Raw genomic sequence first — 25,480 nt, forward strand, 5'->3', positions numbered from 1 at the left:
TCAAATAAAACGAGTATACTCACACGTTTAAAACTTTTAAACCGATAGAAATAGTCGGCGAAGAGGTAGTCTTTTTGATTCCTCTACTTCCATCGGCTAGATAATCGGAATAAATCTTTGCAGTAATTCTAACACAATCTTTAACATATGTCATCCTAATAGTTCGAGTCAGTAAATTTGAAGATCGTCTAGAGAGATCAATGCGTGCACCAAAGCCTATAGTCCAATTTCCCGTTAGCTGATAATTTATGTCTCCATAAAATTGTCGTACTCTATTATTTGAAACCTTTATACTTTCTACAGAAGAATAATATTTGTTAAGCTTGGTAAGCTGAATAAAACTACCTAGAAAGTTAATCTTATCATAGTTAAAATTTCCTCCCACTTCATCTCTAATGGGTCTGAAATATCTATCTTTCCGAAAGCTATAAAACACTTCTAAATTATTAGAAAGATTACCTAGTATCTGCCCTACATTTTCTGTATCATCAGCCGGCAAATCTATACTATATCTTGTATTACGGGAGTGTCCTAAAAATAATTTTAAATGATTTTCTTCTTTAGCAATACTAGTATTTAAGCCGTAACTTAATCTATTACCGAAATCATGGCAATCAATACCACTATAACGGTTGGATAAAAAGATATTTTTTTCGGATAATTCATATTTAGCAGGATCAATTATAACAAAATTTTTATCTTTCTTAGATAGTTTACGTCCCATAGTAAAAGAAACTACCGGCTCAATAAGTAAATTTATCGTTTTTGTTATATTGCCTACTAATGGATAACGCCATAAAGTTTGCAATTCCGGTATATTCCTTTGAAATGATTTACTTTCTCTCGGCTTATCTACATAAGCCCGTCTAGCAAGATAAAAATCGCCTCTATCTTTAGCAGCAAAATCAAAAATTTGTCCTGAAGCAGTCAGCACATTATGCATAAAGGATAGTTGTAAAGAGGTTCTAGCAACTTGTTTTCCTATTCTTTCTTTGTACATTAATGTATTATTTTCAACAACGATATGGCTGTTGTCATTATCATTCAGATTTATCACGTTTTTTGTATTGATTTTTGGTAATACTAGAGGATCGGTATATTTACGATCATTACTACCTAAGCCTTGAAAACTTAATCCTTCCGCCGAAAAATAATCAACCTCATGAATTTTATTTAAGAATATTTTAGAAGTTAAATATGAAGCGTAGTTATTATAATAATTTTTTAAATAAGCTTTATCCGATGTACGCTCCATTCTGAAACCGTAATCATAAACTTTATCGGTACTAATAAAATTACCACTTGCTATATAATGATAAGAAGAAACTTTTTTATTTTTCACTACACTTCCGTCTTTTTCTAGAAAATACGGTAATTTACCGTAACTAACTTGAAAATTCATATTATCGGTATCATTCAGGCGATAACGTGCTTCTAGCTTATAAGTTTGATATTTACTAAAAATTCTTGGAGTGAGAGTAAAATCCATATTAGGTTTTGCACGTAGATATAGGGGGACGCCAAACCCTTTATTTTTGAAGTTAGGTACCAATAATCCAGAAGTTGCAGGGGCTGTAGGAGTCGGATGGAAAAAATACGGTAAGTAAAAAATCGGTACACCGTATACTTCAAAAAACACGTCTTTATAAACTACTCTATGCTCTACGGAATGAATATAAGCATCCTTAGCAGCAATTTGCCAAATAGGGTTTCTATTACAAGTGACATCACAAGGGGTAAACTCAGCATGGTGCAGCTTAAGATTATTTTCATCTATTCTTTCAGCAAGTTTAGCAATTAAAAGATTATTATCACCGGAAAGCAAAATGAATCCCGATATGATACCTTTCTTAAATTCATCTTTTAAAATCGCTTTGTTTCCCTCTATTATCCGATTTTGTTTATCCTTAATTCGGATATTACCTTCTACCCATAAAATATTGTTTTCTATATCATAAAGTAAATTATCTGCCGTTAATAAATACTTATCCGTGATAATTCTTATATTACCTTTAGCATATATCAAATCCTGATTTTCATTATACTCTACGAAGTCAGCTATAATATTGCTTATTTTAATATTTTGACCATTCTTAGAAAGAGCAGCAAAACTTACCAAAGAAAATATTATGATAATAAGCAAACATATTATTCGCAGTAGCATTTATATTAATAAATATATTTTAATAGTAAAAAATAATAGCAAGCTATTAGCAATATATCAAATAATAAAAAATTTTGCTTGCTCTTTTGTAGTGCAAGGTTATTCTATGGAGATGATAACCGTCATTGCAAGAAGATGCATAGCATCGACGTGGCAATCTCATGAAGTAGGATAAACTCCTAAGATTGCTTCGTCAAAACTTATAGTTTCTCCTCGTAATGACGAATAATGTGTTACCCTCAACGCAAAAAAACAAGTACTAATAAAATGCTATACAATTTCATTGCACATCAAGCAACCAAAGAGTTTTCAGTTAGTGAGATTTCTAATAAAATCAAAGAACTATTAGAAAATAATTTTGGCTATATTAAGGTAAAAGGCGAAATTTCAGGCTTAAAAACAGCAAACTCAGGTCATGCTTATTTTAACTTAAAAGAAAATACCGCCATTTTAGCCTGTACTTGCTGGCGTCCTATTCTTGCTAAAATCAAATTGCCTTTAAATGACGGCATGGAAGTAGTAATTAGTGGTAAACTCTCAAGTTATGCAGGTAATTCACGTTATCAATTATCGGTAGATAATTTGCAACCCACAGGACTTGGAGCTATGCTACAAATTCTAAATGAGCGTAAAGCAAGGCTCGAGAAAGAAGGCTTATTTAATAAAATACGTATTCCTATACCCTTTTTACCTGATAAAATAGGCGTTATCACTTCAATAACCGGTGCTGTTATTAAAGATATTATTCATCGTATTCGCGAACGTTTTCCGACTCGGATAATAATATGGCCGGTTAGCGTACAAGGCGAAAATTCCAGCAATGAAATTGCTGAAGCAATTGAAGGATTTAACAATTTAGAAGAGGTAAATAAACCACGTGTTATAATTGTTGCTAGAGGTGGCGGTTCTATAGAAGATCTTTGGTCATTTAACGATGAGATATTAGTACGTGCTGCTTATAACTCAAAAATTCCTATCATTTCCGCAGTAGGTCATGAAGTGGATTATACTTTAATAGATTTAGCAGCCGATAAAAGAGCTCCAACACCGACTGCTGCCGCAGAATTTGCCGTACCGGTACGATCTATTTTAAATAATACGCTACAATCTTATAAAAAAATATTATTGAATAATACTAACCGGTTAATTAAATACCACGAACAAAATATAGTAAATTACGATAAAATACACAGATATCTCTCTCACTATATAAATAATAGGCAGCAATTACTGGACGAAACCGGTTTTAATTTACTAGATGCTTTACCGTGCTTTATTGAACTACAAGAAACAAAGATTCAATCTTTTTCTAAAGAAAGAGTTAACCCTGCTAAAATAATCAATTACAAAACATTAGAATTAATACATCAAACAGCTTATCTATCAAAATCGACAAATAATACTTTGAAAAACTTTGAGTATAAATTAGAATTAAATAGTACGTTACTTGCAAGTCTTGATTATCACAACGTATTAAAACGAGGTTTTGCTATAGTTAAAGGAGAAACGGGTAATTTTTTATCTTCTAAAATTACTGCTGCGAATGAAAAAATTTTTAATATTAAATTTTCTGACGGTGAAATTAGAGTAGTTCGTGATTAAAGGCTTTGGTTTTTATCGTCATTGCGAGCAGCCCGTAGGCTGCGTGGCAATCTCATGAAATAATAATAAGCTCCTGAGATTCCTTCGTCGCATTACTGCGTAATTCTTCTCGCAATGACAATAAAATATTGCTACGGGATGACATTTTAATTCTAAAAAAATACAGACCATGAAAATTTAAAAGCTTTTTATTTTTATACTTCTCATTTCTAAAAATTTGTATGCTTTAAGCATAGACACAAACGCACAACAAGTAATTTTAGAATGCAAAGGAACAGCTGATAAAAAAACTTTGATAAATGCATGGTATGTAAATGAGCCTTATCAATACTTAATTGCTGCTTCAAACGATACTACCGTTCCCGGTATGAATATAGAATTAATTAACACTATTGCTGCAAAAATAGGTATCAATATTGAGTACAATCAAGATAGCTGGTATCAAGATCAATTAGATATTCAAAGCGACCATGCCGACATAACAGCAGGAGCTACTTATACTACTGAGAGGAGTTACAATGGTTATTATTCATAAAATTGAGCCTCTAAGTTTTTGGGTCCCGTTTTTTGCTTTCATTATAGCTAATTGCGGTGCAATATTACGAGATTTTATTATGAAAGAAAATTCAATTAAGAGGATACCAAGAGGAGTTAGCATTGAAATCACTGTATTATGGGGTATAGCTTTTAGCATATTATTAGATATGTACAGTAGTAACCCAAATTATCATACAATAAAATATTCAATGAGTATAGTAATTTCCGGAGCATTTATTACTAGTCTCTTAGTTTATCATTTTGGTTTTCTTGAGTGGCGATTCCGTAATGACAAATTAGAAGGTATAGAAAAATAAACATGAAGATAGCTACTTGGAATATTAATTCCATAAAAACAAGACTTAATTTATTGCGTAATTTTTTATTTAAAGAAAATCCGGATATTTTATTATTGCAAGAAATAAAATGCGAAACCACAAAATTTCCTTTTGATGCATTATCCGATCTACCTTATAATTCTTATGTTCACGGGCAAAAATCATATAATGGTGTTGCTATAATTTCAAAATTTCCTGCCGATGAAATAATTAAGGATTTTCCAAATAATGACTGCAGTGATCAAGCAAGATTCTTAGAAATAAAATTATCATTACCTATAGGATTTTGTAATATAATCTCGCTCTATGCTCCTAACGGTTCATTTGTCGGTAGCGATAAATTTGTAGCAAAACTAGCATTTTATGATAATTTTATCAATTATCTATCAACTAAAAAATCTTTTGACGAAAAAACTATCATAGGCGGTGATTTCAATATTGCACCATTCGATATAGACGTATATTCACCTAAGCTACTGGCTGAAACTACTTGTTTTACTGAGGTTGAACAAAAAAAATTACGCACTATTCTAAATTCCGGATTTGAGGATTTGTACAGATTAATGCATCCGAGTAAACAAGAATTTTCATGGTGGGATTATAGAGCCGGATGTTTTGAACAAAATAAAGGTATGAGGATTGATATGATTCTTGGTTGTAATAATACTATTGACTATTTAGAAAATTGCTATATGGATTATAATTTAAGGACTCAAAAAAAACCTTCAGATCATATACCGGTAATTGTGAGTTTTAAGGGATAGTCAATGTGGAATGTTGCTATCTTAGGATGCCGTATGTCATTCCTGCGTAGGCGGGGGCCCAAAAAATAGCTTTAATCTTTAATATTGTAACCATATAAAAACAAGTTTTTATATGATTTTAATGGATTCCCGCCTACACAGGAATGACATAGACCACTTTTTAAAAATAAATATATGTCTCCAAAATTCATGACATTTTACGAAAAATATATAACGATTGTCGGTACAATCGGCAATTTGATGTTTTATGTACAGGCTCATAAGATTTTCACCTGCCAATCTTCGGCTTCTGTTTCTATGCCCGCCTTTACTATAAGTGCTATTGCTCTTTGTAGTTGGCTTATATACGGCATATTAATAAAAAATATACCTATTATAATAGCAAATATAGTAGGTTTTATCGGGGCATTATTAGTTCTCTTAACCATAATAATATATTAATAATGACTAAGAAAATCATTACTTTAGTTGGTCGTCCGAATGTAGGCAAATCAACGCTTTTCAATAGATTAAGCATACGTAAAAAAGCTATCGTTCACAATTTGCCAGGCGTCACTAGAGATAGAAAATATACAGACGGCAAAATCGGCTCTTTTGAATTTTTGTTAATTGATACCCCAGGACTTGACGAGAATCCTAATAGTATGGGAGAGAGGTTAATGGAACAGACTACTAAAGCAATTTTAGAGGCAAATTTAATTTGCTTTATGGTTGACGGTAGAAGCGGAATATTACCTGGTGATAAGCTACTTAGTAGTTTTGTTAGAAAATATAATAAGCCTGCTATATTGGTAGTTAATAAATGCGAGAAAGCTTTTGATTTTGATAAAGAATACTACAAATTAGGGTTTGATAGTATGATAACTATCTCTGCCGAGTATGGCACAGGCTTAATTGATTTATATGACGAAATTATTGCCAAGTTACCTGAAGCAGAATCAATCGAAACAAATATAGCCGATCCAATTAAAGGAGATTGTTTGCAGATAGTAGTTAGTGGCAGACCTAACGCCGGAAAATCTACTTTTATAAATGCTCTTATTAATGATGAAAGATTATTAACCGGTCCTGAAGCCGGCATTACTCGTGAATCAATTGAAATTGATTGGCAATATAAAAATAATCATATTAAATTGATTGATACGGCAGGACTCCGCAAGAAATCTACTATTACAGAGTCTTTAGAAAAATTATCGGCATCGGATACTATTAACAGTATTAAATTTGCTAATACCGTAATCTTAATGATTGATGCTTTAGCTCCTTTAAAACAGCAAGATTTAAATATTGCAAGCCATGTGGTAAATGAAGGAAGAAGTATAGTTATAGTAGTGAATAAATGGGATTTAGTTAAAGAATCCGAAAAAGAAGCATTTCAGGAAGAATTTTATTATCAGATAAATACTCATCTGCCTCAGGCTAAAGGTATCCCCGTTCTATTCATTGCAGCAATAAATAAACAAAATATTGAACAAGTGCTAGATGCTTGTCTTAAAATTTATAAAATTTGGAATAAGAAAATAACTACTAGCAAATTAAATGAATGGCTTAATTTTACTACGGAAGCACATCCGCTGCCTTTACAAAAAGGCGGCAGAAGAGTGCGTGTAAAATATATGACTCAAACCAAAACCCGCCCCCCTACTTTCAAGCTATTCTCTAATAATCCAGAAAAAATTACCGATAGCTATACTAGGTATTTAGTAAACAATATGCGTGAGGCTTTTGACATGCCGGGCGTTCCTATTAGATTCATTTACGTAAAAACTAAAAACCCATATGTGTAGTTTAAAATTAATTAATAACAGTTTAGTTATTAGCACCGAAAAATCTGAATTAGATATATTACTAGATAATATTAATGATTACATCATGAATTATTAAGTAATGATAAGACTAAAGGTAATGAAATATGGTAACTTATATACTTTAACCAAGCTGTAAATTAGATAAGTTTGCTATCCCAACTACACTTATTTTTTCTGTTTTTTTATATGTATTATTCCCGGCGGTAACAATATGTAAATGTTCTAACTGCAAATCGGCAAGAACGGTATGCATTGATTTAGTAATATTAGGAGCATCAGCATTTTTTACTTCAAAGCCGTATTTCTTACCATGCTTAATAATTAACAAATCTAATTCTACTCCTGTTTGCGTTCGCCAAAAAAAATACTCTGCATCCGTTTTAAATTTACGTATTAACTCCTCTATTACAAACCCTTCAAATGAAAGACCGCGTTTTGGGTGAACATACCAATCATGTTCGTGAATCCCTAATAATGCATGTAGTATTCCGCTATCTCGTATATAGACTTTCGGTGCTTTCACTTGACGTTTTGAGATATTTTCATACCAAGGTTTTAATAACCGAATCATAAAAGTTTGCTCTAATATTTCAGTATAACGTTTGATAGTCATATCCGTTAAACCGAGCGACCTTCCAAGCTCGCTATAATTTAATAATTGCCCATGATTATGAGCAAGCATCATCCATAACTGCCTCATTACATGTGCATTAAGAGATATTCCTAAACTAGGCAAATCACGCTCGATAAAACTAGTGATGTAGCTATTACGCCATCTAAGACTTTGGACATAATTTTTTGCTAAATATGATTTAGGAAAACCACCTCTTAACCATAACTCCCTAAAATCATTTATCTCTATTAAATTGAACGGAGTAAGCTCCATATATTCAATACGGCCGGCTAATGATTCTGAAGATTGTCGCAATAATTCTCTAGAAGCACTACCTAATATTAAAAATTTTTTGTTTGAATAGTCAGCAAGAACTCTTAAATAAGGAAAAATTTCAGGTTGTCTTTGAATTTCATCAATTACTATTAAACCGTTTAAAGGCTCAAGAGTTGTTTTAAGATTCTTAAATTGATCTAAGTGAGCTGGATCCTCAAGGTCAAAAAAGTAGCTCTTTTCATCTTCTTTAAGCTGTTTAACATAAGCGTGCGCTAAAGTAGTTTTACCACATTGCCTTGGACCGAGCATGGCACAAATAGGGAATATCTCAAGAGCACCTGTGATATGTGTTAAATAATAATGTCTTTCTATCATCCTTGTAATTTCATAATGATACTTTGAATTTACAATATAATTTAAATCAAATAATAGCAAGATGTTTCTATGTCCTGTGCACTTTTGATTAATGATTATAATTAGATCTTTTTAAGCGAAAATTAATAAGATTTTTAAAGGAATAGTTATGCATATTGCAAAAAATTTAATAATTTCCAGCTAAAAAGAGCCATAATTATGATTATTCTATTAAAAGTGCACAGGACTTAGGCTCCTCTACTGGATTTTCCTATCTCTCTTTGTCTTTCTTCTAATACCTTACTTGTATGCGGTCCTACCACTTCTTTATCTTTACTAAATTAACTATAGTTTCTGCTACTACTCCTAGCACTTTTGGATCTGATAATAATTTTAACGCCAGCAATATAATTTTACCGTATTCATGTTTGCTAAATTTATCGGCAATTTGAATTAATTCAGGTGCATGTTTACCGGCTATCTTTACTAATTTTTCACCGTCTAATTTTAATTTTTGCCCCTTAGGTATTTCATTTCAAAACTCATCTATAACCGGTCTTAAACTACTTGCATGTTTTTTGTTAATAGTTCAGGAAGGTCTTTTTCAATTATTGTTCTTATTTCCGGATTATGGTTTTTAATTTGTATCAAAGGACTAATCAATTCTTTTACCTCTTTTATTTTTTCTTCTTTTAATTTCTCTTCCTTTGGAAGTAGCTTAATTAACTGAAATTTTTGTATCAGCAACTTTATCACTATCGGGAAGAGCGAGGCTTGCAAGTTTAGTAATTGACGGCAGAGCATCTTTTAAAAAAGGCATAGAACTCCGGATCTTTCCCTTGTGATTCTATTCTTTCCTTTACTTTAGAATGTTTTAAAACATCTAATATATCCTATTTATTACTATCTAAATATCACGGTAATTCTGTTTCTAAAACAGGAGATAAATTATCAATAATTTTTTTGACATTTACAACTAACTCTACTATTTGAGGTTTCTTGCCTTTTAATAACTCTTTTTTAGTTTCAGTATCTAACCCTTCCATATTTAGGTTAATTTTAGTCCAACGCTGATTTTCTTTAAGCTGACTATAAGCTTTTATAACTAAAGGAGTACTTTCAATTAATTTTTCGCTAGAATTTACAAGTAGTGCTACTGTATTTGCAATTAATTCAAGTTTAGCGATTTTTTGTGCTTTATTATTTATTATATTTTCTGTAATTTGAACTCACCCATTTTGATTATCAGGATTTTTTTAAAATTGCACTAAATCGTGATTTAAGCAGGGGTTTTACTTTGTCTGAAGTAATAATGTCATGTATATTTTTATAGCACCTTGAGATGACGCGTTTTTTGTTTAATATTCTTTTATATATTTCTTGTGCTTTTGGGCTTAAATCGCTTTCTAGTGCTTTAGATATTAAATCTACTCCTAGTGTAGATAATTCTCTGATAAATCTAGGACTTATTTTGTCTAATACATTTATTGTTTCTGTTTTGGAAGTTTGAAAGTTTTTTGTTATTTTGCTAAGCCTCTTGTTTAAAATAGGCGTGAGAAGATATGGGATAACTTTAGACTGTAAAAGAGTTTCTTTTGAACTATTGGATATAGTTCCGGAATGTAAAACAGAAGCACATTTTTTTACGATACTGCATCTGCTATCATATTGTAACCAGCTTCAATAGAACCTACACTAGTGGTAGCACTTCTCGCTTTTCTGAGGTTATTAAGCTCCAATGCAAGATCAGATAAAACTTGAGAAGCCTCCCAGGTAAACTGCAATGCACTAGGAACATTCCCGACTGCTTGGACAACACTTTGTATTATACCTAAATTATCTTTATTAAGATCTAGATATCGTTTATTTAACTCATCATATTTTTGGTTACCTGTTTCAGCTCCAAGAGCTAAATATCCAACTTGAACCCACGAAGAAAGGTTTTTATATTCTTCATCAAGCTATTGCCTTATATTATCAATGGATTCTTGCTCTTGCTCTTGGCTTTTAGACATTTAAATACCTTTATATAATTTAAAAGTTTACTTTTTCATTTTTGTTAATTTTAAAAGTCATGGTTATCTTGCAATGGTTTTTTACTATAATTTTTCATTTACAGGTAAATCCATACTAACCTCTCCACACAATAAAACGATATTCTCCATTACCTGAGGATCTATATCTGGGTTGTTATACTCTTTATTTTTCTGAATCCAGTTTAATAGTAAGGGGTGGGCCATAATGCCATGATTTTCGGTAAAGATTTTTGCTGTATAGTACCAACATTATACTCGCGTTTTAAAACTTCAGCCGATATTTACCCTACATCACCGATAAAATATATTTCTGAGAAATGCAAAATCGATTTAATATTATTATCGGGATCTATATGGATTTATAATATTCACGTTGTACATCATTAAGCAATTTTGCTACTATAAGTGGTTTATCAAGATGTTTTGCTATACTTACTAAAGTTATATTTTCTAAGTTTTCGAGGCATTGAATAATTTTATCTAAAGCCGCTAATTTTTCAAACTCTTCCTCTCCTATTTTTTCTTTTAGGTCTTTTTTATATTTTTGTTCTTTATCTGAAGGAAATACTAATTTATCATTTTTACAATCAACTAAAACAAGGAGTAGTAATAGGATATTTAATAAACAAATCTTTTAGTTTCATAATAATAAATTTCTTAATATATAAGGCTATAATATTAATAATTTTTATATGTCAAATAATATTTTCTAGACTATCTAGGTCATGCTTTTTACCAATCGTAACAACTTCGCTTCAGGACTTAGATTTTTCACGGCCCATTTTTTAATCCAAGGTTCGGCAAGCTGCCACATATTAACATTACCGTCTAACTGTCTGCCTATCCCTTCCACCATTATTAAAGTCTTTTGCAATAGCAACAACTCCGGTTGTACTTCCATACCGAAATCTTCCGTGATTTTAAATAAATGTGCAAGCAGCTTACCTATGGAAACATTTTTTATGGGCATTCCTACTATAGGCTCGGTAACTGCTCTACAACTTTGAGCGAATAAATCTAAATCGGTATTTGATGGGATGTAGCCGGCTTTTAAATGTACTTTAGCAACTAATTTATAATCACGCCTTAAAAAGCCAAATAGACTTTCAGCAACAGCCAAACGATCCTTTTCTTTAAGTCTGCCCATAATACCGAAATCAAGTAAAATTATCTTACCTTGCTTATTCACTAAAATATTCCCTGCATGTAAATCAGCATGAAAAAATCCGTCTCTATAGGCTTGATTGAAAAACATTACTGCAAAATCCTGAGATATTTTTGCTGGTTCTAACCCCATTTCCCTTAGTAGCAAAGTATCATATATAGAAGTACCATCTAACCACTCGGTGGTTAGTATATTTTCTGATGTTAAATCCCAATATATTTTAGGGATTATCACGTTAATATCATTTCGCATATTATCCGTCAGCTCAGAAGCTGCTGCCGCCTCTAAACGTAAATCAAGCTCAAATTTCATAGTTTCATGAAATTTATCGACTACTTTAATTGGTTTTAGCCTTTTTGCTTTAGGAAATTTTGAGATAATTTTTGCAAGAAAATATAGTAGCTTAATATCTCTGTTATATTTTTTATGAATACCCGGACGCAAAATTTTTACTGCAACATATTCACCGGTTATAAGTTGTGCTTTATGTACCTGCGAAATTGATGCGGCAGCGATGGGAGTATCGTCGAGGTGTAAGAAAGGGAGGATGTCATGACTCATAGTCGTAGACTGCGTGGCAATCTTTTGTTTGCTTGCTGAGATTGCTTCATCGACATAAATGTCTCCTCGCAACGATGTTATCAACCTTCTAGCTACCCCACCATCAAACGGAGGTAGCTTATCTTGCAGTAATCTTAAATAACCTGCTATCTCTGCTCCTACTAAATCGGCTCTTGTCGAAAGAGTTTGTCCGAATTTTATATAAATAGGTCCAAGATCACTTAAACAATCTATTAAGCGTTTGCCGTAATCTTCCCGTGATTTTTTTATTAACGAGACCGGAGCAAAAAATAAGGCTAATATATAACCGATAAACCTAAAATATTTAGGACTTCTTGAATCAATTAAGATTTGCTTTTTACTGATGATACGAAAAACACGTATTAAATTAAACAAATTACTTATCATCTATTATATACTCCGAAGTAAAATAAAGAGTAGTATACAAAGATCAACTTTAAAAAGAGCAAGGAGTTCATAAGTCGATGAGCGGAGCGTATACTTAATATGTGAGAGTACCGCAGATCTTGTAGAACGACGTAGCCAATTTTTGAAGTTCATTGAGTATACGCACTGTGGATAGCAACTATTCCGCCACTTAGATTTTTATAACCGACTTCCTCAAAACCGGCGTCTTTAATCATTATTCTAAACTCGTCTTGTGAGGGGAATAAATCTATACTTTCGGCCAAATATTCATATGCCTCTTTATTACCCGCTATCATTTGACCAATACTCGGTATAACATTAAATGAGTAAAATTTATAGAAATCTTTTATGTACCCTTCCTTTACTTTTGAAAACTCAAGACATATAAACTTGCCCATTGGCTTTAAAACCCTACATGCTTCCTTTAAAGCCTTATTTATATCAGGTACGTTTCTAATACCGAATGCTATAGTATAATAATCAAAACTATCATCCGGAAACGGTAGTGCTTCAGCACTTGCTACAGTAAATTTAAGATTTTGAAATAAATTCAGATCTATTGCTTTTTTCTTAGCTTGCTTTAACATTTCTTCATTAATATCACTTAAAGTTAAAGAGATATTATTAACTCTATCTCTTGCTTTTTTAGCAAGTTTTAAAGCAATATCACCGGTACCGCTAGCAACATCTAATATATGAGAGTTAAGATTTGGAATTTGCCTAATAAATTCATCTTTCCATAAGCGATGCAATCCCAAACTCATTAAGTCATTCATTAAATCATACTTATCAGCGACATTAGAAAAAACGTTATTTACTAAACCTTGTTTTTTAGTGTAGTCTACTTTTTTAAAGCCAAAATTTGTTTGGTTCATAGTTTTTTATTATAAATATTATTATCAAATGCCAGAACTTCCTGAAGTAGAAACTCTTAAAAACTCTCTAAAAGATAAGCTAATCGGGCTTATTATAGAAAATGTAGAGTTAAAAAGAGATAATTTACGTTATAAGCTATCCCCGCTTTTAGCTACAGAAATCTTAAATACTAATATACTGGATGTTAGGCGTCGTGCAAAATATTTAATTATAGATTTTAATAATGATTATTCTTTAATAGTTCATCTAGGCATGAGCGGTAGATTTACTCTGCAATCTGTTAATTATAAAACTCAAAAACATGATCATGTGATTTTTGATTTAAGTAACGGCGAAAAGTTAATTTTCAACGATACTAGACGATTCGGTATGATTTATAGTTTTAAGACTAATCTCTTAGAAAAAGAATTTTTTAATGATTTAGGCATAGAACCTTTTTCTGATTTATTGACGTTAGACTCTCTAAAAAATAAGCTACAAACTAAAAAAATACCAATAAAAAACTTGATTATGGATAATAGAGTTATAGTCGGAGTCGGTAATATCTATGCTTCCGAAAGTCTTCATTTAGCTAGAATTCATCCGGATAAATCAGGTAGCGATTTAAGGGATGATGAAATAGAAAATTTAATTAAATCGATTAGAGATGTGTTAACTAAAGCTATAACTGCCGGCGGTACTACTATTAAAGATTTTGTAAACGGCGATAACAAACCTGGTTATTTTACTCAGCAACTTATGGTTTACGGTAGAGAGGGACAAAGTTGTTTAAGCTGCTCTAGCACTATTATCAAGACAAAGCATTCAGGCAGAAGTACTTTTTATTGTAAAATTTGCCAATATAGTTAATTCACTTGGCATATTTTTAAAACTATTAATAATAGCTATTTATTATTTATTCAATTAAAATAGACTTCTTGCATAACCTATCTTATAAAGAGGAGTTTGAAGGAGACACGAAACACAGCACCACAGCGTACAAAAAGATACATGAGTGAGTATTGGATCGACGTATATCGCAGATACTTCAAAAGTTGGGAGTCAAATAAGTGGTAAACTTGCACAGCGTATAAAAATACGTGAACACAGGCAAATTCCGAAATTTAACGTACCAAATCTTGAAGTATTAAAGGTATACTAATTACCTTTAGAAGGAGGTTATGCAAGAAGTCTAATAAAGCTGGTGATTATGGCAGGAGGTAATGGTAAAAAACTATGACCTTTGTCATCTAAGGATAAACCGAAACAGTTTTAAAAAAAATATTAAGTGATCTAACTTTACTTCAGCAAACATTAAACCGAAATAAATTTTTAGGACAACCTACTATTATTACTTCCAAAAAATATGAATCAATCACTAAAGAACAAGCAGCAGAAATAGATGTAGAAATAGCATTAATTGCCGAGCCTTTACAAAAAAATACTGCCGTTTGTGCCATTATTACAGTATTATCGGCTAAAGCACAAATTATCTTAATACTATAAATAAAGCTTTACATTATGTTAATGAATTCGGCATTTGTACTATAGGTATTCCTATAAATGTTATAAGTGCCGAGTATGGCTAACACAGGATTATCAATTGCAGAAAATGTTTATCTAGTTGATCATTTCATTGAAAAACCTATATTAGAGCAAGCAAACAAACATTTTCAAAGTAATGAATATTTTTGGAATTCCGGCAGTGTATACGATGTCAACTTCTTCTTAAACTTAGAAATGAACCTTCAACCTGATTTATTCTGTATTGCAGCAAAAGCATTTAATACTGCCGTAAAAAATGAGAATAGTTTGGCAATAGACAATGAGGCTTATAATGAAATCGCAGCAATTTCTATAGATAATGCCATAATGGAATATATTTCGGGAATAGTCATGATAAAGCCGATTTTGTTTGGAATGATCTTGGTACTTGGCATTCCTTATTACAGGTAAAACACTGGGATATAAATGATAATTATTGCGAGGGGAACGTAGTAACAAGCAATACTACAAACTCTTTCATTAGTTCTAATAATAAATTCACTACCGTAGTAGGTCTTGAAAATGTCATAATTATCGATACTATGAATGGTCTTTTAGTTGCCAATAAATCAAAATGATTTACTGCTCTTTTTAACGGAAAATCTGATTCATCACCGAATTATGAAATATATGAAAAAGCTTTTCTAAATAATATTTTATCTTCTGAAGAAATAAAATTAGAAACTATGAAGGGAAATAACGAAGCTTGTTATATTCTTGCTAAAACTTACGAAATAATTAATCGTAACCCCCAAGATGAATATAACTCTATGTTATTAACATTGATTGGAAGTAAATTAGGAAATACAGAATGTACACAGCTTGTTTATTCATATCCTATAAAATATATAAACTTTGAATCTACTGTTAACAATTTTATTCAAGACTATATAGGACATCTTAATGTCACTTTTGATGATGCTATATTATCAGCTGCTTACTCCGATACTTTAAATACTTCAATGTTAGGAGACTCAAATTATAATAATATATATAACACCGCTAATATTCAAGGCTATTGACATAGCATTATTGCTTATATATCCTATTTTTATGAGTTTAAACCTCATCATTCAAATATAGCTAATCTTATAAACTTCAAAAATCTATAAGTTATAGGAACAACTTAGTAATAAAGCGGTTCATTTTAGTTGAGTTACAACATGGAAAATACTACAGAAGAACAAATAATAATATCTGAAGTCAAAAATGATAAAGACATAGATGAAGAAGAGAAAAGATTAAAAGCAGAAGATTCACGAAAGCAACTTAAAGCAATACTAATAACATTTGGTATTATTTTGACCAGTTTTTTAACTTTTACTTATTTCTTTTTTAATTACATCGAAGAAAAAGCGGAAGAATACAAACAACAGCAACAACAAGAAATTCAAAAAAACTAATAAGAGTTGAATGTTACTACACTTCTCCTGTAATTACGATCATGTTGTATGGTTGCGATATCATTCCAGGAAGACATTGTTGCGTGGATACCACCCCGTCATTATTGCGAGTGGCTGAAAGGAGCGTGACAATCCAGAAAAAATAACAAAAAAATGCTGAGTCAATTGCGATGCAATTTCCTCGCAATGACGGAAAAAACAATCCACGCAAGCAATGCCCGCTCGTAATGACTATTTTTATACTGCCTTAAGTTTAGAGTGCTTGAAATTAGTTTTATCAAAATCATAGATAAAACCTTTGATAATAGGCACTATAGACTGTTTAAATTTACTTCCGCTACCCCGTGATGCCCTGCCCCTTTTTGCAAATGGTATCTTTGCATTGATTTATTTGAACAAAGTTTTAAAGCAGCTTTTGTTTGCCCTACCGCTGCAATATCATCTAATTCCCCTTCAATACCGAGTAAAGCACATTTAGTAATATGTTTTAAATCGATCGGACGCTTCTCAGAAACCAATTTACCTCTTGCTAACGAAAATTGTTCATCTATAGTTTATAAGTAAAACTCTGCCGGCATATCCATACCTGCTAAATACTCTCATAAAGCCGGCAAATTGGAGGAAGCCGGGATATACTTTTCTACCATGTCCGGGATAGTTTTGCGGCACCTACATTGTAACCATTTGGCAGAACCATTCTAAACTTTTACTTTGAGCGAATTCATCAACTACCGTGGGATTTTTTCTAGCATCTATAGGGCCGCCCATCAAAATCATCGAACTCGGCACATTTGGACTATTACTCTCCGACATTAAGCTAAAATGGCGGCAAGCAGTGGAACAGCAGGTTGGCAAACTACCATAGTGTGAACATTTGGTCCTATAAAAATTGATAAACTCCATTACATAATCAATATAATCATCCATATCAAAATGCCCTGCTTCAAGCAGCACATAACTGGCTTCCGTCTAATCTGTAATATAAATATCGGTATACGGTAATAATTCTTGTACTGTTGTTCTAAGTAAAGTAGTGCGATGTCCTGCTATGGGTGCTACTATTAATAATTGAGGTAATTCTTTTTTTAAACCTATTTTCTGAAAATGCCTTAGTTCACAAAAAGACTTTTTTAGTATAACTTTTTCATTAATGTTATAGGTCTTATCATCAATAATTGTTTCAAGGATATTAAATTTGGGTTTTTCATATTTTCTAGTCATGCATTCACAAAGCGTTAAATAAGCATGCATAATTCTTGCAAAACCGTTATCTTCTAATGACTCATGTTCATATACTTCTTTCAGAATTTTTATACCTAAATGCATTAGAGCAATTTGTGCTCTAAACCCCTCTAACATATAATATGTATAATTGATACTTAAATCACAGTTAATCACAATTTATTCATAAATTTAAAAATAATTAATATAAACTTAGTTTAACACTAAAAATTCTCAGTATATTGTGTATGATAATAATATAAATATGTTTATTTTTTCTTCTTATTTGGCTTAGGAATTTTATTTATGTGGTCATTAATATTAAGCCAAGTACTATCATTTACTTTCTGTTTTTTATAGAATGTATCAATATTATTTATATAATTTTCAAAATCTTTATTCTCTTCTGCTAACCTATTAGCCATATTCTAATCTATTTCCGGTCTTTCTCTAGCAGGGATTGATATTTCACTATCTTCAGGATTTTCTATATCTACTAAAATAAATCCTATACCATGCCTAATATCATTTTATCTACTTTCAATTAAGTCAGCAGCAACTAAATAACCATAATGTGCCCATGAGGAATTTGATAAAGCCTGAAAAAAGATTCTCGTAAATTACTACGATTGATAATTTTTTTTGCTTCAAAAGACCAAAGCCTTGCTTGTTTTCCTGTATAATATTTAGCACAATCTTTAATTAGTGAACTCCACTTTTCATTAAGAACTTCCATACCTACCCAATCTGGGGTAACCATTTATTATTACCTTTAGTTCCTTGTTTATTTGAAGAAAAATTATGCTTAATAGGCATATTATGAATCTTCAATTTGTTTTGAAGATATAATGCAAGTGCATCACATGCTTACACTACGGTTATTTTATCTTCTTTATTCGCATTTATTTTAGGTTCTGTGGCTTGTTCATTATTGACATAGTAATCAGGATTTTGCAAATAATAAAACTTTAGATTAGGTTTTAGCTCTATTCTAATATTAGGTTCTTGTTTTCGTTCAGCAGAAAGCTTACTACTGCTAATTTTACCTGCATCAATTCGTATAATCTCCTTATCTTTTTCTTCTTGAGTCTTTGCTTCTAACAATCTCTTATTTGTACTTGCATTTGCTTTGAGTCTTGTTTTATCAATGTAATGATGGTATTTTTGCAATTAAACTCCATATCAAATATACATATTATTTTAAAAATTTCAACTTTAAATTAGCAAACTTGATGTTTTTATAAAGTATTATTTATATATTTTTCAAATTTAGAAAATAATGTTTTGAAGTTATGAGTAGTAACATTTGCTACTTCTTTTGATGTTATATTTTTGAGTTCGGCAACTTTTTCAGCAACATACCTAACAAATGCCGGTTCGTTTTGTTTGCCTCGCATAGGCGTAGGAGCTAAGTAAGGCGTGTCGGTTTCTATTAATAACCTATCAAGCGGTATATATTTGACTATTTCTTGTAAATCAGTAGCTTTTTTGAAAGTTATAATCCCTGACATTGAAATATATAAACCGATATCTAGCATTTTTGCCGCTAGATTTTTTGAAGAGGTAAAGCAATGTATTAAACCTGGAAATTTGCTGTTACGCATTTCTGAGGTTAAAATGTCAATAGTATCTTCGTCTGCTTCTCTTGTATGAACAATAACAGGCAAGCGTGTACTAGACGCCGCATGTATATGTGCTACAAACGAATCTTTTTGTAATTTTTGATTGTAAGGCTGCTGATAATAATCAAGCCCCGTTTCACCGATTCCGATAATTTTCGGATGCTGGGCTAGCATAATAATTGCCTCAGCATCTGAGTTCGGAAAGACGTAGTCTTGACGTAGCAATCTTGTCCAAACTTCCTGAGATTGCCACAGCACTTTCAGTGCTTCGCAATGACTAATAAAAGAATTCACTTCACACGGATGCACCCCAACACTTGCAAAAACATTTTCATATTTTTCAGCTATCTCTAAAATAATAGGTAAATCTTCAATTTTAGTGCAGATAGTTTGCATATATTGCACATTATTTTCTAATGCTCTTTGAATGACAGAATCTAAAAGCACTGCGTCATACCATGGTTTAACTACGGTATCTAGAAAACAACTAATATTAGTTGTTTTAATACCCTCACTAGAGCTCGCGATCGCGTCGCGAGATGACAAGTTACTACATAAATTAAGATGACAATGTGAATCTATTAACATATTATACTCTTAGTAGGTGTGTCATACTGCGGCCTCGCCACGGTATAACACACTATTCAAATTTTGGAAAAATTATGGTAGGTTCTAAAATATTGCTACCCGCTATTAAAGTATAATCACGTATTAAATGCTTAAATAGACGTTCTTCTTTATTTACTCCTAACTGATCAAGCATTTTATTTGCTGAACTCGGTATAAAAGGCAGAAGCATTATCGCAATATAGCGTAAAACTTCTAGTAAAGCATATAACACTTCTAACGTTTTATCTGGATCGGTTTTTTTCAAATGCCAGGGTGCTTCGCTATCAATATAGATATTTGCCTCTTCGGCCAAATTAATAATATTTTCAAGAATTTTATTAATCTCTGTTTTTTCCATCAATAAAATATTCTGCTCAACAAATTTACTTGCGGTTTTTAAAATCGGTAGCTCATATATTTTATCTATAACACCTTGCGTAAGCAAAGGCACTCTGGCGTCATTATTCTTATAAACAAAAGACGTAGTACGCTGTAATAAATTACCTATTTTGTTTGACAACTCGCTATTAATACGGGTAATTAAATTACTACGAGCAAAATTGCCGTCCGCACCAAAATTTACTTCACGCATCAGAAAATACCTAACTTGATCAACACCGAATTCATCAATTAACTTAATCGGATCAATGGCATTACCAAGAGATTTAGAGATTTTCTGCCCCTCATTCATCCACCAGCCATGAGCCACAATTGTTTTCGGCAGCGGGACTTCTGCAGCCATTAAGAAAGCAGGCCAATAGACAGCATGAAAACGCAAGATATCTTTACCGACTACATGTAAATCAGCCGGCCAAAACTTACCGTAATTACTTTGTTCGTCAGGATAACCGAGTGCTGAAATATAATTAGCCAGTGCATCAAGCCAAACATAAATTACATGTTTTTCATTGTTTGGCACCTTGATTCCCCAGTTAAAAGTAGTACGCGATACCGATAAATCTTTTAAACCCGATTTAACAAAGCTAATTACTTCGTTACGCCTTGATATAGGTCTGATAAAATCAGGGTTTGCTTCATAAAACTCAAGCAATTTATCCTGCCATTTTGAAAGATTAAAGAAATAGCTAGGCTCTTTAACCCATTCAACTGGAGTACCCGTCGGTGCTAAACCGTCACTCGTAAGTTCCGACTCATCAAAAAAAGCCTCATCTCTCACTGCATACCACCCTTCGTAAAAACCTTCATAAATAGTGCCGTCATCTAGTAATTTCTGCCAAAAAACAGCTACAGCTTCTTTATGCCTGTGTTCCGTTGTTCTGATAAAATCATCATTGGAAATATGCATAGCAGTCATCAGATGACGAAAACTCTCGGATGTTTGATCGGTAAATTTTTGTGGGTCAATATTTTTATTAATAGCTGCTTTTTCTACTTTCTGCCCATGTTCGTCAGTACCGGTTAAAAACATTACATCGAAACCTCGCATTCGCATGAAACGAGCGATTACGTCACTTGCAACACTAGTATAAGCATGACCGATATGGGGGGCATCGTTAACGTAATATATAGGAGTAGTAATGTAGTAAGTATTGTTCATAAATGCTTTTTTATTAATTCATGCACTTCAAGTGGACTTAAATCTGAAGCTTTAATTGTTTTTATTCTCTCAGGGAATCTATTACTTAATTCTTTAAAGCAATCATAGATTTTTTGATAAAAATCTAGACCTCTTATGTCAAATTTATTGCTCATATTTCGTGAATTGACTCTCTTAATAGCAGTATCCGGCTCTATGTCAATAAAAAATGTAATATCCGGCATAAGAGAAGGCATTAAAGTTTTGTGCAGATTATAAACTAAATCTATGCCGTTTTCTAGCTCTAATCCTTGATAACATGCAGTGGAGTCAATAAACCTATCACATATTACAATATGTCCCTCTTGTAGCGCTGGTATAATTTTCCGTGCCATATGATCATAACGTGCTGCCATAGCTTGTAATAGCTCAGACATGGGTAGTAATTCTTCATGTACTAGAATTTCACGCATTTTTTCGGCTACAATAGTACCACCGACTTCACGAGTTAAAATAACGGGAGTATTTTGAGATTGTAAATATTCATAGAGCATTTGAGATTGAGTAGATTTGCCTATCCCTTCCCCTCCCTCAAATGTAATAAACTTTCCTTGTTTCAAATTATTCATTCATTATAATTACTTTAAGCTATAACTTAATAACCATATTGCTTAAAAAAAATATTTACAAGGAAGATTACATATATTTTATACTCCTACAAAATGAAGAGCTGTTATACGAAGATCAACTTGGGGAAGAGTAATCGGTCTGTAAGCCGAGGAGCGGAGCGTATATTAAACGTTCAGCATCCGAGGACTTATAAAGACATTGTCACCAATGTTCCAAATTCATTGAGTATAATCCATTATAAATTTTAAATTATTAATATATGAATAATTCATTAAGTAAAAGAGATTTTTCGATCCTAATCGGTAATGCAATGGATCATTTCGATACTGCACTTTATGGTTTTCTTGCTCCGCTGCTTGCTGGTATTTTTTTTCCGAATCATGATAAAGTCGTTGCTTTAATACTTACCTATAGTGTTCTTGCTACGTCTTTATTTACACGTCCCATAGGCTCTTATTTGTTTGGCGTAATTGCTAAAAAATACGGCAGTGTTTTTGCTTTATCTCATTCTTTAATCGGCGTTGCTTTAACAACTAACCTAATCGGTTTAATACCTTCATATGCTCAAATAGGCTGGCTTGCACCGCTATTATTAGTGTTGCTTAGAACGTTGCAAGGAGTATATTCCGAGGGTGAATGTACCATTGCTACATTATTTATTTTAGAGAATAAAGAAGAAAAAAAAGCGTTTAAAGCTTCTTACCTTTATCAAACATCTACTATGGTCGGTATTATTCTTGCTTCATTTCTCAGTACTATAGTTTTAAATGTAGAGTATAATACATATTGGCGTTTATGTTTCATATTTGGCGGGCTTACAACATTGATAGGTTATTTTTTAAGAAAGTGCGAGGATATTGTAGTAAAGCCCTCATTGTCATCCCGCGGCTTGACCACGGGATCCAATAAAAAAGATAAAATTACTTTACGTAATTTTTGGATACTGTGGTCAAGCCACGGTATGACACCTGGGTCCTCTCCTCGCAATGACGTAGTATCATCACTATTACAAGACTTAACTATAATTTGGAACTGTAAACTAAGTATCTTACGCATTAGTTTTGTAATAGGTTTCTCATATATGACCTATATAGTGCCTTTTGTCTTTATGAATAGTTTTATTCCGCTTATCACTGATATATCACTCGAAATAATGATGAAATTTGATACTGAGTTGCTGATTTTTGATATGATTATGATTCCGACAATAGGGCATCTAACAAAAAAGCTACATTACCTTAAAATACTAAACGGTACTCTTATTTTAATGAGTTTAAGCATAATTCCTTTATGGCTCTACTTGAATAATGCATCTATATGGTATGTTAATTTTGTACGTATTTGGATTATAATACTCGGTGTCGGGTTCTTGGCACCTTTGAACTGCTGGCTAAATGATGTATTTAAAACTGCCGATAAATATATGTTAGTCGGCATCGGCAGTAGTATAGGTGCTTCATTAATCGGACGTCTTACTCCGTCAATCTGCCTAATGCTATGGTATGTAACCGACAACTCTTTATCAATTGCGGTTTATATAACCGCAATATCGATGGTAACTTTATGGGCTGTTAGAGGAGTGGTTGCACGGATCAATATCATTCCTGCAAAAGCAGGAATCCAGTAAAACATATAAGAATTTAACAAAATACCATACTCAAAACTAATCCGATATAATTATTAGCTCTGAATCTTGTCATACAATTGGCAGGATTTTCAATATCAAGAGTTGCTACTTGCAATGTCAATAAAATTAAAGCAGCCAAAATAGGTAAATAGTCGATATTATGGTTAGCCATTTTTGTTGCTAGAATAAATAACAATATAAAACCTATATAACATATAGAAAGCCAAAGCTTAGAATGCTTGTCCTCTAAATATATACTTAACGATTTCACTCCTATTCTCTTATCATCTTTTATATCCATATATCCGTAAATCGTATCATAACCGATGGCCCAAAAACAGCATGCTAAATACATAATAATCGCTGCTATATCAAGTGTATCCTGAACTGCCGCATAAGCTATTAAGGCCCCTAGCTTAAAGGTAAATCCTAAAAAGACTTGCGGAAAATAAGTAATACGTTTCATTAACGGGTATAGGATAATCATTATTACCGCAAAAAAACCTGTATATATGGCTGTTTTGTTTAAAAGTAGCAAAATACAAAGTGAGATAACGCTAAGAATAAAAAGTATCAAAATAGCATAAGAAACAGATAAAGCCTTGCTAGCTAAAGGTCGCTCTTTAGTCCTTGCGACATGCTTATCAAATTTTCTATCAAATATATCGTTAATAATACACCCACTACTTCTAGCTGTTATACTACCTAAAATAAATAACGGTAATAAATGTATTAACTCCGTTCTTGAAGGGTTTGCAAGCAGTAACCCAAATAAAGCAGGGAAAAAAACCAGCAAATAAGCTACCAGCTTATCTGCACGCATTAATTTTAAAGTAAGTGAAAGTTTGTCTAGAATTAGCATATTGAACTTTAAATTTAAATAAGTATGGATATTATAGATAATTTAAGATAAAATACGCAATAAAGCTACTAGATTTTTATGGCTAAAAAATTAAAACATGATTCATTAGTAAAAATCATAATGAACGACCCAGTAGTAGCACAAGAATTTTTGGAATATTATCTACCCGATGATTTTAAGAGTTTAGTAGATTTATCAAAAATAACGGTAGCACAAGAAAGCTACATTGAGGAATCTTTAAATAAGAAATATAGTAATATAACATATAAAATTAGCACTAATAATAAAGAAGAAGCATTTGTTTATGTATTAGTAGAGGCCCAATCAACAATTGATTATTGGACGGCTTTGCGGTTATGGAAATATACACTATTATTTGTGAAAGACATAAGCAAGGAAAGGATAAATTGCCGCTAGTTTATAATTTAGTGATTTACAACGGTAAAGAAATTTATAATGCTCCAAGAAATCTGTGGGGTTTATTTACCGATAGTGTGATGGCAAAGAAATTAATGGCAGAAGATTATCAATTAGTAGATTTGCAAGCTATAACAGATGATAGAATCGTCAAGAAAAAACATTTAGGTATGCTAGAATATATGATGCAGCATATCCATATACAGGATATGATAAAACTATGGGAGAAGTTTTTAACAGAGTTTAAGCATATTATAATATTGGATAAAGAAAAAGGTTATATTTACCTAAGATCGTTCTTATGGTATACTAACGCAAAATTATCAAAACAAAAACAACCGGAACTAGTAGAAGTATTGGATACACATCTATTACCGCAAGATAAGGATACTATTATAAAAACTATCGCTGATACATATAGAGATGAAGGAAAGGTGCAGGGTATTGAGATAGGCAAAGCTGAGGGCGAACAGATAATAAGGCAGTAATTATAGCGAAGGGAATA

The 25,480-nt window shown here is 32.1% G+C and carries 26 protein-coding genes and 4 pseudogenes; 15 read left to right on the plus strand and 15 right to left on the minus strand.

What is annotated here, in order from left to right:
* Nucleotides 1-19 precede the first annotated feature (19 nt).
* Entirely contained in the window at nt 20-2,164 is a 2,145-nt protein-coding gene (locus tag QUD19_RS00535) for an LPS-assembly protein LptD (protein WP_498808173.1), read from the minus strand.
* Between QUD19_RS00535 and QUD19_RS00540 the strand changes: the two genes are divergently transcribed.
* The 7 genes from QUD19_RS00540 to der all read left to right on the plus strand — a co-directional run bounded on the left by QUD19_RS00540 (nt 2,130) and on the right by der (nt 7,192).
* Nucleotides 2,130-2,339 carry a hypothetical protein gene (locus QUD19_RS00540; RefSeq protein ID WP_014409496.1) on the plus strand — a complete coding sequence of 70 codons (210 nt, stop codon included), beginning with the start codon at nt 2,130-2,132 and terminating at the stop codon, nt 2,337-2,339. The two genes, QUD19_RS00535 and QUD19_RS00540, sit on opposite strands and share 35 nt — an antisense overlap.
* A 92-nt stretch (nt 2,340-2,431) precedes the next feature.
* Nucleotides 2,432-3,766 (plus strand): exodeoxyribonuclease VII large subunit, encoded by a 1,335-nt coding sequence (gene xseA, locus QUD19_RS00545; RefSeq protein ID WP_498808174.1) that lies wholly within the window; start codon nt 2,432-2,434, stop codon nt 3,764-3,766.
* A gap of 217 nt (nt 3,767-3,983) precedes the next feature.
* On the plus strand, nt 3,984-4,301 hold the full coding sequence (locus QUD19_RS00550; RefSeq protein WP_498808175.1) for a transporter substrate-binding domain-containing protein: 318 nt from the start codon (nt 3,984-3,986) through the stop codon (nt 4,299-4,301).
* A complete protein-coding gene (locus QUD19_RS00555) occupies nt 4,285-4,620 on the plus strand; it encodes a hypothetical protein (RefSeq protein WP_498808176.1) in 336 nt (111 codons plus the stop codon). The genes QUD19_RS00550 and QUD19_RS00555 overlap by 17 nt, the downstream gene beginning before the upstream one ends.
* A gap of 2 nt (nt 4,621-4,622) precedes the next feature.
* On the plus strand, nt 4,623-5,405 hold the full coding sequence (xth, locus tag QUD19_RS00560) for an exodeoxyribonuclease III (RefSeq protein WP_498808177.1): 783 nt from the start codon (nt 4,623-4,625) through the stop codon (nt 5,403-5,405).
* 174 nt (nt 5,406-5,579) lie between these two features.
* On the plus strand, nt 5,580-5,846 hold the full coding sequence (locus QUD19_RS00565; protein ID WP_498808178.1) for a SemiSWEET family transporter: 267 nt from the start codon (nt 5,580-5,582) through the stop codon (nt 5,844-5,846).
* Nucleotides 5,847-5,848: 2 nt separating this feature from the next.
* Nucleotides 5,849-7,192: a ribosome biogenesis GTPase Der gene (gene der / locus QUD19_RS00570; protein WP_498808179.1), complete on the plus strand. Its 1,344-nt coding sequence runs from the start codon at nt 5,849-5,851 to the stop codon at nt 7,190-7,192.
* A 142-nt stretch (nt 7,193-7,334) separates the two neighbouring features.
* On the opposite strand, the gene QUD19_RS00575 is transcribed toward der, so the two are convergent.
* The 6 genes and pseudogenes from QUD19_RS00575 to ubiE all read right to left on the minus strand — a co-directional run bounded on the left by QUD19_RS00575 (nt 7,335) and on the right by ubiE (nt 13,522).
* Nucleotides 7,335-8,477, minus strand: coding sequence for an ATP-binding protein (locus QUD19_RS00575; protein ID WP_498808180.1), 1,143 nt, complete (start codon nt 8,475-8,477; stop codon nt 7,335-7,337).
* 537 nt (nt 8,478-9,014) lie between these two features.
* A complete protein-coding gene (locus tag QUD19_RS00580; protein ID WP_498808181.1) occupies nt 9,015-9,203 on the minus strand; it encodes a hypothetical protein in 189 nt (62 codons plus the stop codon).
* Nucleotides 9,204-9,370: 167 nt separating this feature from the next.
* Nucleotides 9,371-9,502 carry a hypothetical protein gene (locus QUD19_RS00585; RefSeq protein WP_498808182.1) on the minus strand — a complete coding sequence of 44 codons (132 nt, stop codon included), beginning with the start codon at nt 9,500-9,502 and terminating at the stop codon, nt 9,371-9,373.
* Nucleotides 9,503-10,555: 1,053 nt separating this feature from the next.
* Nucleotides 10,556-10,773 (minus strand): annotated as a pseudogene (locus QUD19_RS00590) (hypothetical protein).
* Nucleotides 10,774-11,210: 437 nt separating this feature from the next.
* On the minus strand, nt 11,211-12,626 hold the full coding sequence (gene ubiB / locus QUD19_RS00595; protein ID WP_498808183.1) for a 2-polyprenylphenol 6-hydroxylase: 1,416 nt from the start codon (nt 12,624-12,626) through the stop codon (nt 11,211-11,213).
* 149 nt (nt 12,627-12,775) lie between these two features.
* Nucleotides 12,776-13,522 carry a bifunctional demethylmenaquinone methyltransferase/2-methoxy-6-polyprenyl-1,4-benzoquinol methylase UbiE gene (ubiE, locus tag QUD19_RS00600; RefSeq protein ID WP_498808184.1) on the minus strand — a complete coding sequence of 249 codons (747 nt, stop codon included), beginning with the start codon at nt 13,520-13,522 and terminating at the stop codon, nt 12,776-12,778.
* Nucleotides 13,523-13,550: 28 nt separating this feature from the next.
* Between ubiE and mutM the strand changes: the two genes are divergently transcribed.
* The 6 genes and pseudogenes from mutM to QUD19_RS00630 all read left to right on the plus strand — a co-directional run bounded on the left by mutM (nt 13,551) and on the right by QUD19_RS00630 (nt 16,450).
* Nucleotides 13,551-14,372 (plus strand): bifunctional DNA-formamidopyrimidine glycosylase/DNA-(apurinic or apyrimidinic site) lyase, encoded by an 822-nt coding sequence (gene mutM / locus QUD19_RS00605; RefSeq protein WP_498808185.1) that lies wholly within the window; start codon nt 13,551-13,553, stop codon nt 14,370-14,372.
* 53 nt (nt 14,373-14,425) lie between these two features.
* Nucleotides 14,426-15,091 (plus strand): annotated as a pseudogene (locus tag QUD19_RS00610) (palindromic element RPE5 domain-containing protein).
* Entirely contained in the window at nt 15,084-15,458 is a 375-nt protein-coding gene (locus QUD19_RS00615) for a glycosyltransferase family protein (protein WP_498808186.1), read from the plus strand. The pseudogene QUD19_RS00610 and the gene QUD19_RS00615 overlap by 8 nt, the downstream one beginning before the upstream one ends.
* A gap of 68 nt (nt 15,459-15,526) precedes the next feature.
* On the plus strand, nt 15,527-15,625 hold the full coding sequence (locus QUD19_RS00620) for a hypothetical protein (RefSeq protein WP_498808643.1): 99 nt from the start codon (nt 15,527-15,529) through the stop codon (nt 15,623-15,625).
* Nucleotides 15,626-15,733: 108 nt separating this feature from the next.
* The gene (locus QUD19_RS00625) at nt 15,734-16,069 is read left to right on the plus strand and encodes a hypothetical protein (protein WP_498808187.1); all 336 of its coding nucleotides are present in this window, start codon (nt 15,734-15,736) and stop codon (nt 16,067-16,069) included.
* A gap of 141 nt (nt 16,070-16,210) precedes the next feature.
* Nucleotides 16,211-16,450, plus strand: a complete 240-nt coding sequence (locus QUD19_RS00630) for an RP671a family tick cell line-upregulated protein (protein WP_498808188.1) — start codon at nt 16,211-16,213, stop codon at nt 16,448-16,450.
* A 237-nt stretch (nt 16,451-16,687) separates the two neighbouring features.
* On the opposite strand, the pseudogene phaZ reads toward QUD19_RS00630, so the two are convergent.
* The 7 genes and pseudogenes from phaZ to tmk form a co-directional block, all read right to left on the minus strand.
* Nucleotides 16,688-17,848: pseudogene (gene phaZ, locus QUD19_RS00635) on the minus strand (polyhydroxyalkanoate depolymerase).
* Between the two features lie 92 nt (nt 17,849-17,940).
* Nucleotides 17,941-18,096, minus strand: coding sequence for a hypothetical protein (locus tag QUD19_RS00640; protein WP_498808189.1), 156 nt, complete (start codon nt 18,094-18,096; stop codon nt 17,941-17,943).
* Between the two features lie 134 nt (nt 18,097-18,230).
* Nucleotides 18,231-18,431: a hypothetical protein gene (locus QUD19_RS00645; protein WP_498808190.1), complete on the minus strand. Its 201-nt coding sequence runs from the start codon at nt 18,429-18,431 to the stop codon at nt 18,231-18,233.
* Between the two features lie 107 nt (nt 18,432-18,538).
* A complete protein-coding gene (locus QUD19_RS00650; RefSeq protein ID WP_498808191.1) occupies nt 18,539-18,841 on the minus strand; it encodes a hypothetical protein in 303 nt (100 codons plus the stop codon).
* A gap of 68 nt (nt 18,842-18,909) precedes the next feature.
* Complete coding sequence (locus tag QUD19_RS00655; protein WP_498808192.1) at nt 18,910-19,881, minus strand: TatD family hydrolase; 972 nt, start codon at nt 19,879-19,881, stop codon at nt 18,910-18,912.
* Between the two features lie 52 nt (nt 19,882-19,933).
* A complete protein-coding gene (gene metG, locus QUD19_RS00660) occupies nt 19,934-21,460 on the minus strand; it encodes a methionine--tRNA ligase (protein ID WP_498808193.1) in 1,527 nt (508 codons plus the stop codon).
* Nucleotides 21,457-22,068 carry a dTMP kinase gene (gene tmk / locus QUD19_RS00665; protein WP_498808194.1) on the minus strand — a complete coding sequence of 204 codons (612 nt, stop codon included), beginning with the start codon at nt 22,066-22,068 and terminating at the stop codon, nt 21,457-21,459. The genes metG and tmk overlap by 4 nt, the downstream gene beginning before the upstream one ends.
* Before the next feature lie 260 nt (nt 22,069-22,328).
* On the opposite strand from tmk, the gene QUD19_RS00670 reads away from it, so the two are divergent.
* The gene (locus QUD19_RS00670) at nt 22,329-23,696 is read left to right on the plus strand and encodes an MFS transporter (RefSeq protein ID WP_498808195.1); all 1,368 of its coding nucleotides are present in this window, start codon (nt 22,329-22,331) and stop codon (nt 23,694-23,696) included.
* Between the two features lie 13 nt (nt 23,697-23,709).
* Here QUD19_RS00670 and ubiA read toward each other — a convergent pair whose 3' ends face one another.
* A complete protein-coding gene (gene ubiA, locus QUD19_RS00675) occupies nt 23,710-24,558 on the minus strand; it encodes a 4-hydroxybenzoate octaprenyltransferase (RefSeq protein ID WP_498808196.1) in 849 nt (282 codons plus the stop codon).
* Nucleotides 24,559-24,678: 120 nt separating this feature from the next.
* On the opposite strand from ubiA, the pseudogene QUD19_RS00680 reads away from it, so the two are divergent.
* Nucleotides 24,679-25,463: pseudogene (locus QUD19_RS00680) on the plus strand (Rpn family recombination-promoting nuclease/putative transposase).
* Nucleotides 25,464-25,480: the final 17 nt, after the last annotated feature.

Source organism: Candidatus Rickettsia kotlanii, from assembly GCA_030295365.1.
Lineage (GTDB): Bacteria > Pseudomonadota > Alphaproteobacteria > Rickettsiales > Rickettsiaceae > Rickettsia > Rickettsia kotlanii.

What these genes read in the sequence shown, in the direction of transcription:
- tmk (WP_498808194.1), bottom strand. Translation starts at nt 22,068, where the DNA reads ATGAATAATTTGAAACAAGGAAAGTTTATTACATTTGAGGGAGGGGAA.
- QUD19_RS00625 (WP_498808187.1), top strand. Translation starts at nt 15,734, where the DNA reads ATGAAGGGAAATAACGAAGCTTGTTATATTCTTGCTAAAACTTACGAA.
- QUD19_RS00575 (WP_498808180.1), bottom strand. Translation starts at nt 8,477, where the DNA reads ATGATAGAAAGACATTATTATTTAACACATATCACAGGTGCTCTTGAG.
- mutM (WP_498808185.1), top strand. Translation starts at nt 13,551, where the DNA reads ATGCCAGAACTTCCTGAAGTAGAAACTCTTAAAAACTCTCTAAAAGAT.
- QUD19_RS00630 (WP_498808188.1), top strand. Translation starts at nt 16,211, where the DNA reads ATGGAAAATACTACAGAAGAACAAATAATAATATCTGAAGTCAAAAAT.
- QUD19_RS00655 (WP_498808192.1), bottom strand. Translation starts at nt 19,881, where the DNA reads ATGTTAATAGATTCACATTGTCATCTTAATTTATGTAGTAACTTGTCA.
- metG (WP_498808193.1), bottom strand. Translation starts at nt 21,460, where the DNA reads ATGAACAATACTTACTACATTACTACTCCTATATATTACGTTAACGAT.
- QUD19_RS00535 (WP_498808173.1), bottom strand. Translation starts at nt 2,164, where the DNA reads ATGCTACTGCGAATAATATGTTTGCTTATTATCATAATATTTTCTTTG.
- xseA (WP_498808174.1), top strand. Translation starts at nt 2,432, where the DNA reads ATGCTATACAATTTCATTGCACATCAAGCAACCAAAGAGTTTTCAGTT.
- QUD19_RS00640 (WP_498808189.1), bottom strand. Translation starts at nt 18,096, where the DNA reads ATGGCTAATAGGTTAGCAGAAGAGAATAAAGATTTTGAAAATTATATA.
- ubiA (WP_498808196.1), bottom strand. Translation starts at nt 24,558, where the DNA reads ATGCTAATTCTAGACAAACTTTCACTTACTTTAAAATTAATGCGTGCA.
- der (WP_498808179.1), top strand. Translation starts at nt 5,849, where the DNA reads ATGACTAAGAAAATCATTACTTTAGTTGGTCGTCCGAATGTAGGCAAA.
- QUD19_RS00540 (WP_014409496.1), top strand. Translation starts at nt 2,130, where the DNA reads ATGATAATAAGCAAACATATTATTCGCAGTAGCATTTATATTAATAAA.
- QUD19_RS00615 (WP_498808186.1), top strand. Translation starts at nt 15,084, where the DNA reads ATGGCTAACACAGGATTATCAATTGCAGAAAATGTTTATCTAGTTGAT.
- ubiE (WP_498808184.1), bottom strand. Translation starts at nt 13,522, where the DNA reads ATGAACCAAACAAATTTTGGCTTTAAAAAAGTAGACTACACTAAAAAA.
- QUD19_RS00565 (WP_498808178.1), top strand. Translation starts at nt 5,580, where the DNA reads ATGTCTCCAAAATTCATGACATTTTACGAAAAATATATAACGATTGTC.
- QUD19_RS00645 (WP_498808190.1), bottom strand. Translation starts at nt 18,431, where the DNA reads ATGGTTACCCCAGATTGGGTAGGTATGGAAGTTCTTAATGAAAAGTGG.
- QUD19_RS00585 (WP_498808182.1), bottom strand. Translation starts at nt 9,502, where the DNA reads ATGGAAGGGTTAGATACTGAAACTAAAAAAGAGTTATTAAAAGGCAAG.
- QUD19_RS00670 (WP_498808195.1), top strand. Translation starts at nt 22,329, where the DNA reads ATGAATAATTCATTAAGTAAAAGAGATTTTTCGATCCTAATCGGTAAT.
- xth (WP_498808177.1), top strand. Translation starts at nt 4,623, where the DNA reads ATGAAGATAGCTACTTGGAATATTAATTCCATAAAAACAAGACTTAAT.
- ubiB (WP_498808183.1), bottom strand. Translation starts at nt 12,626, where the DNA reads ATGATAAGTAATTTGTTTAATTTAATACGTGTTTTTCGTATCATCAGT.
- QUD19_RS00555 (WP_498808176.1), top strand. Translation starts at nt 4,285, where the DNA reads ATGGTTATTATTCATAAAATTGAGCCTCTAAGTTTTTGGGTCCCGTTT.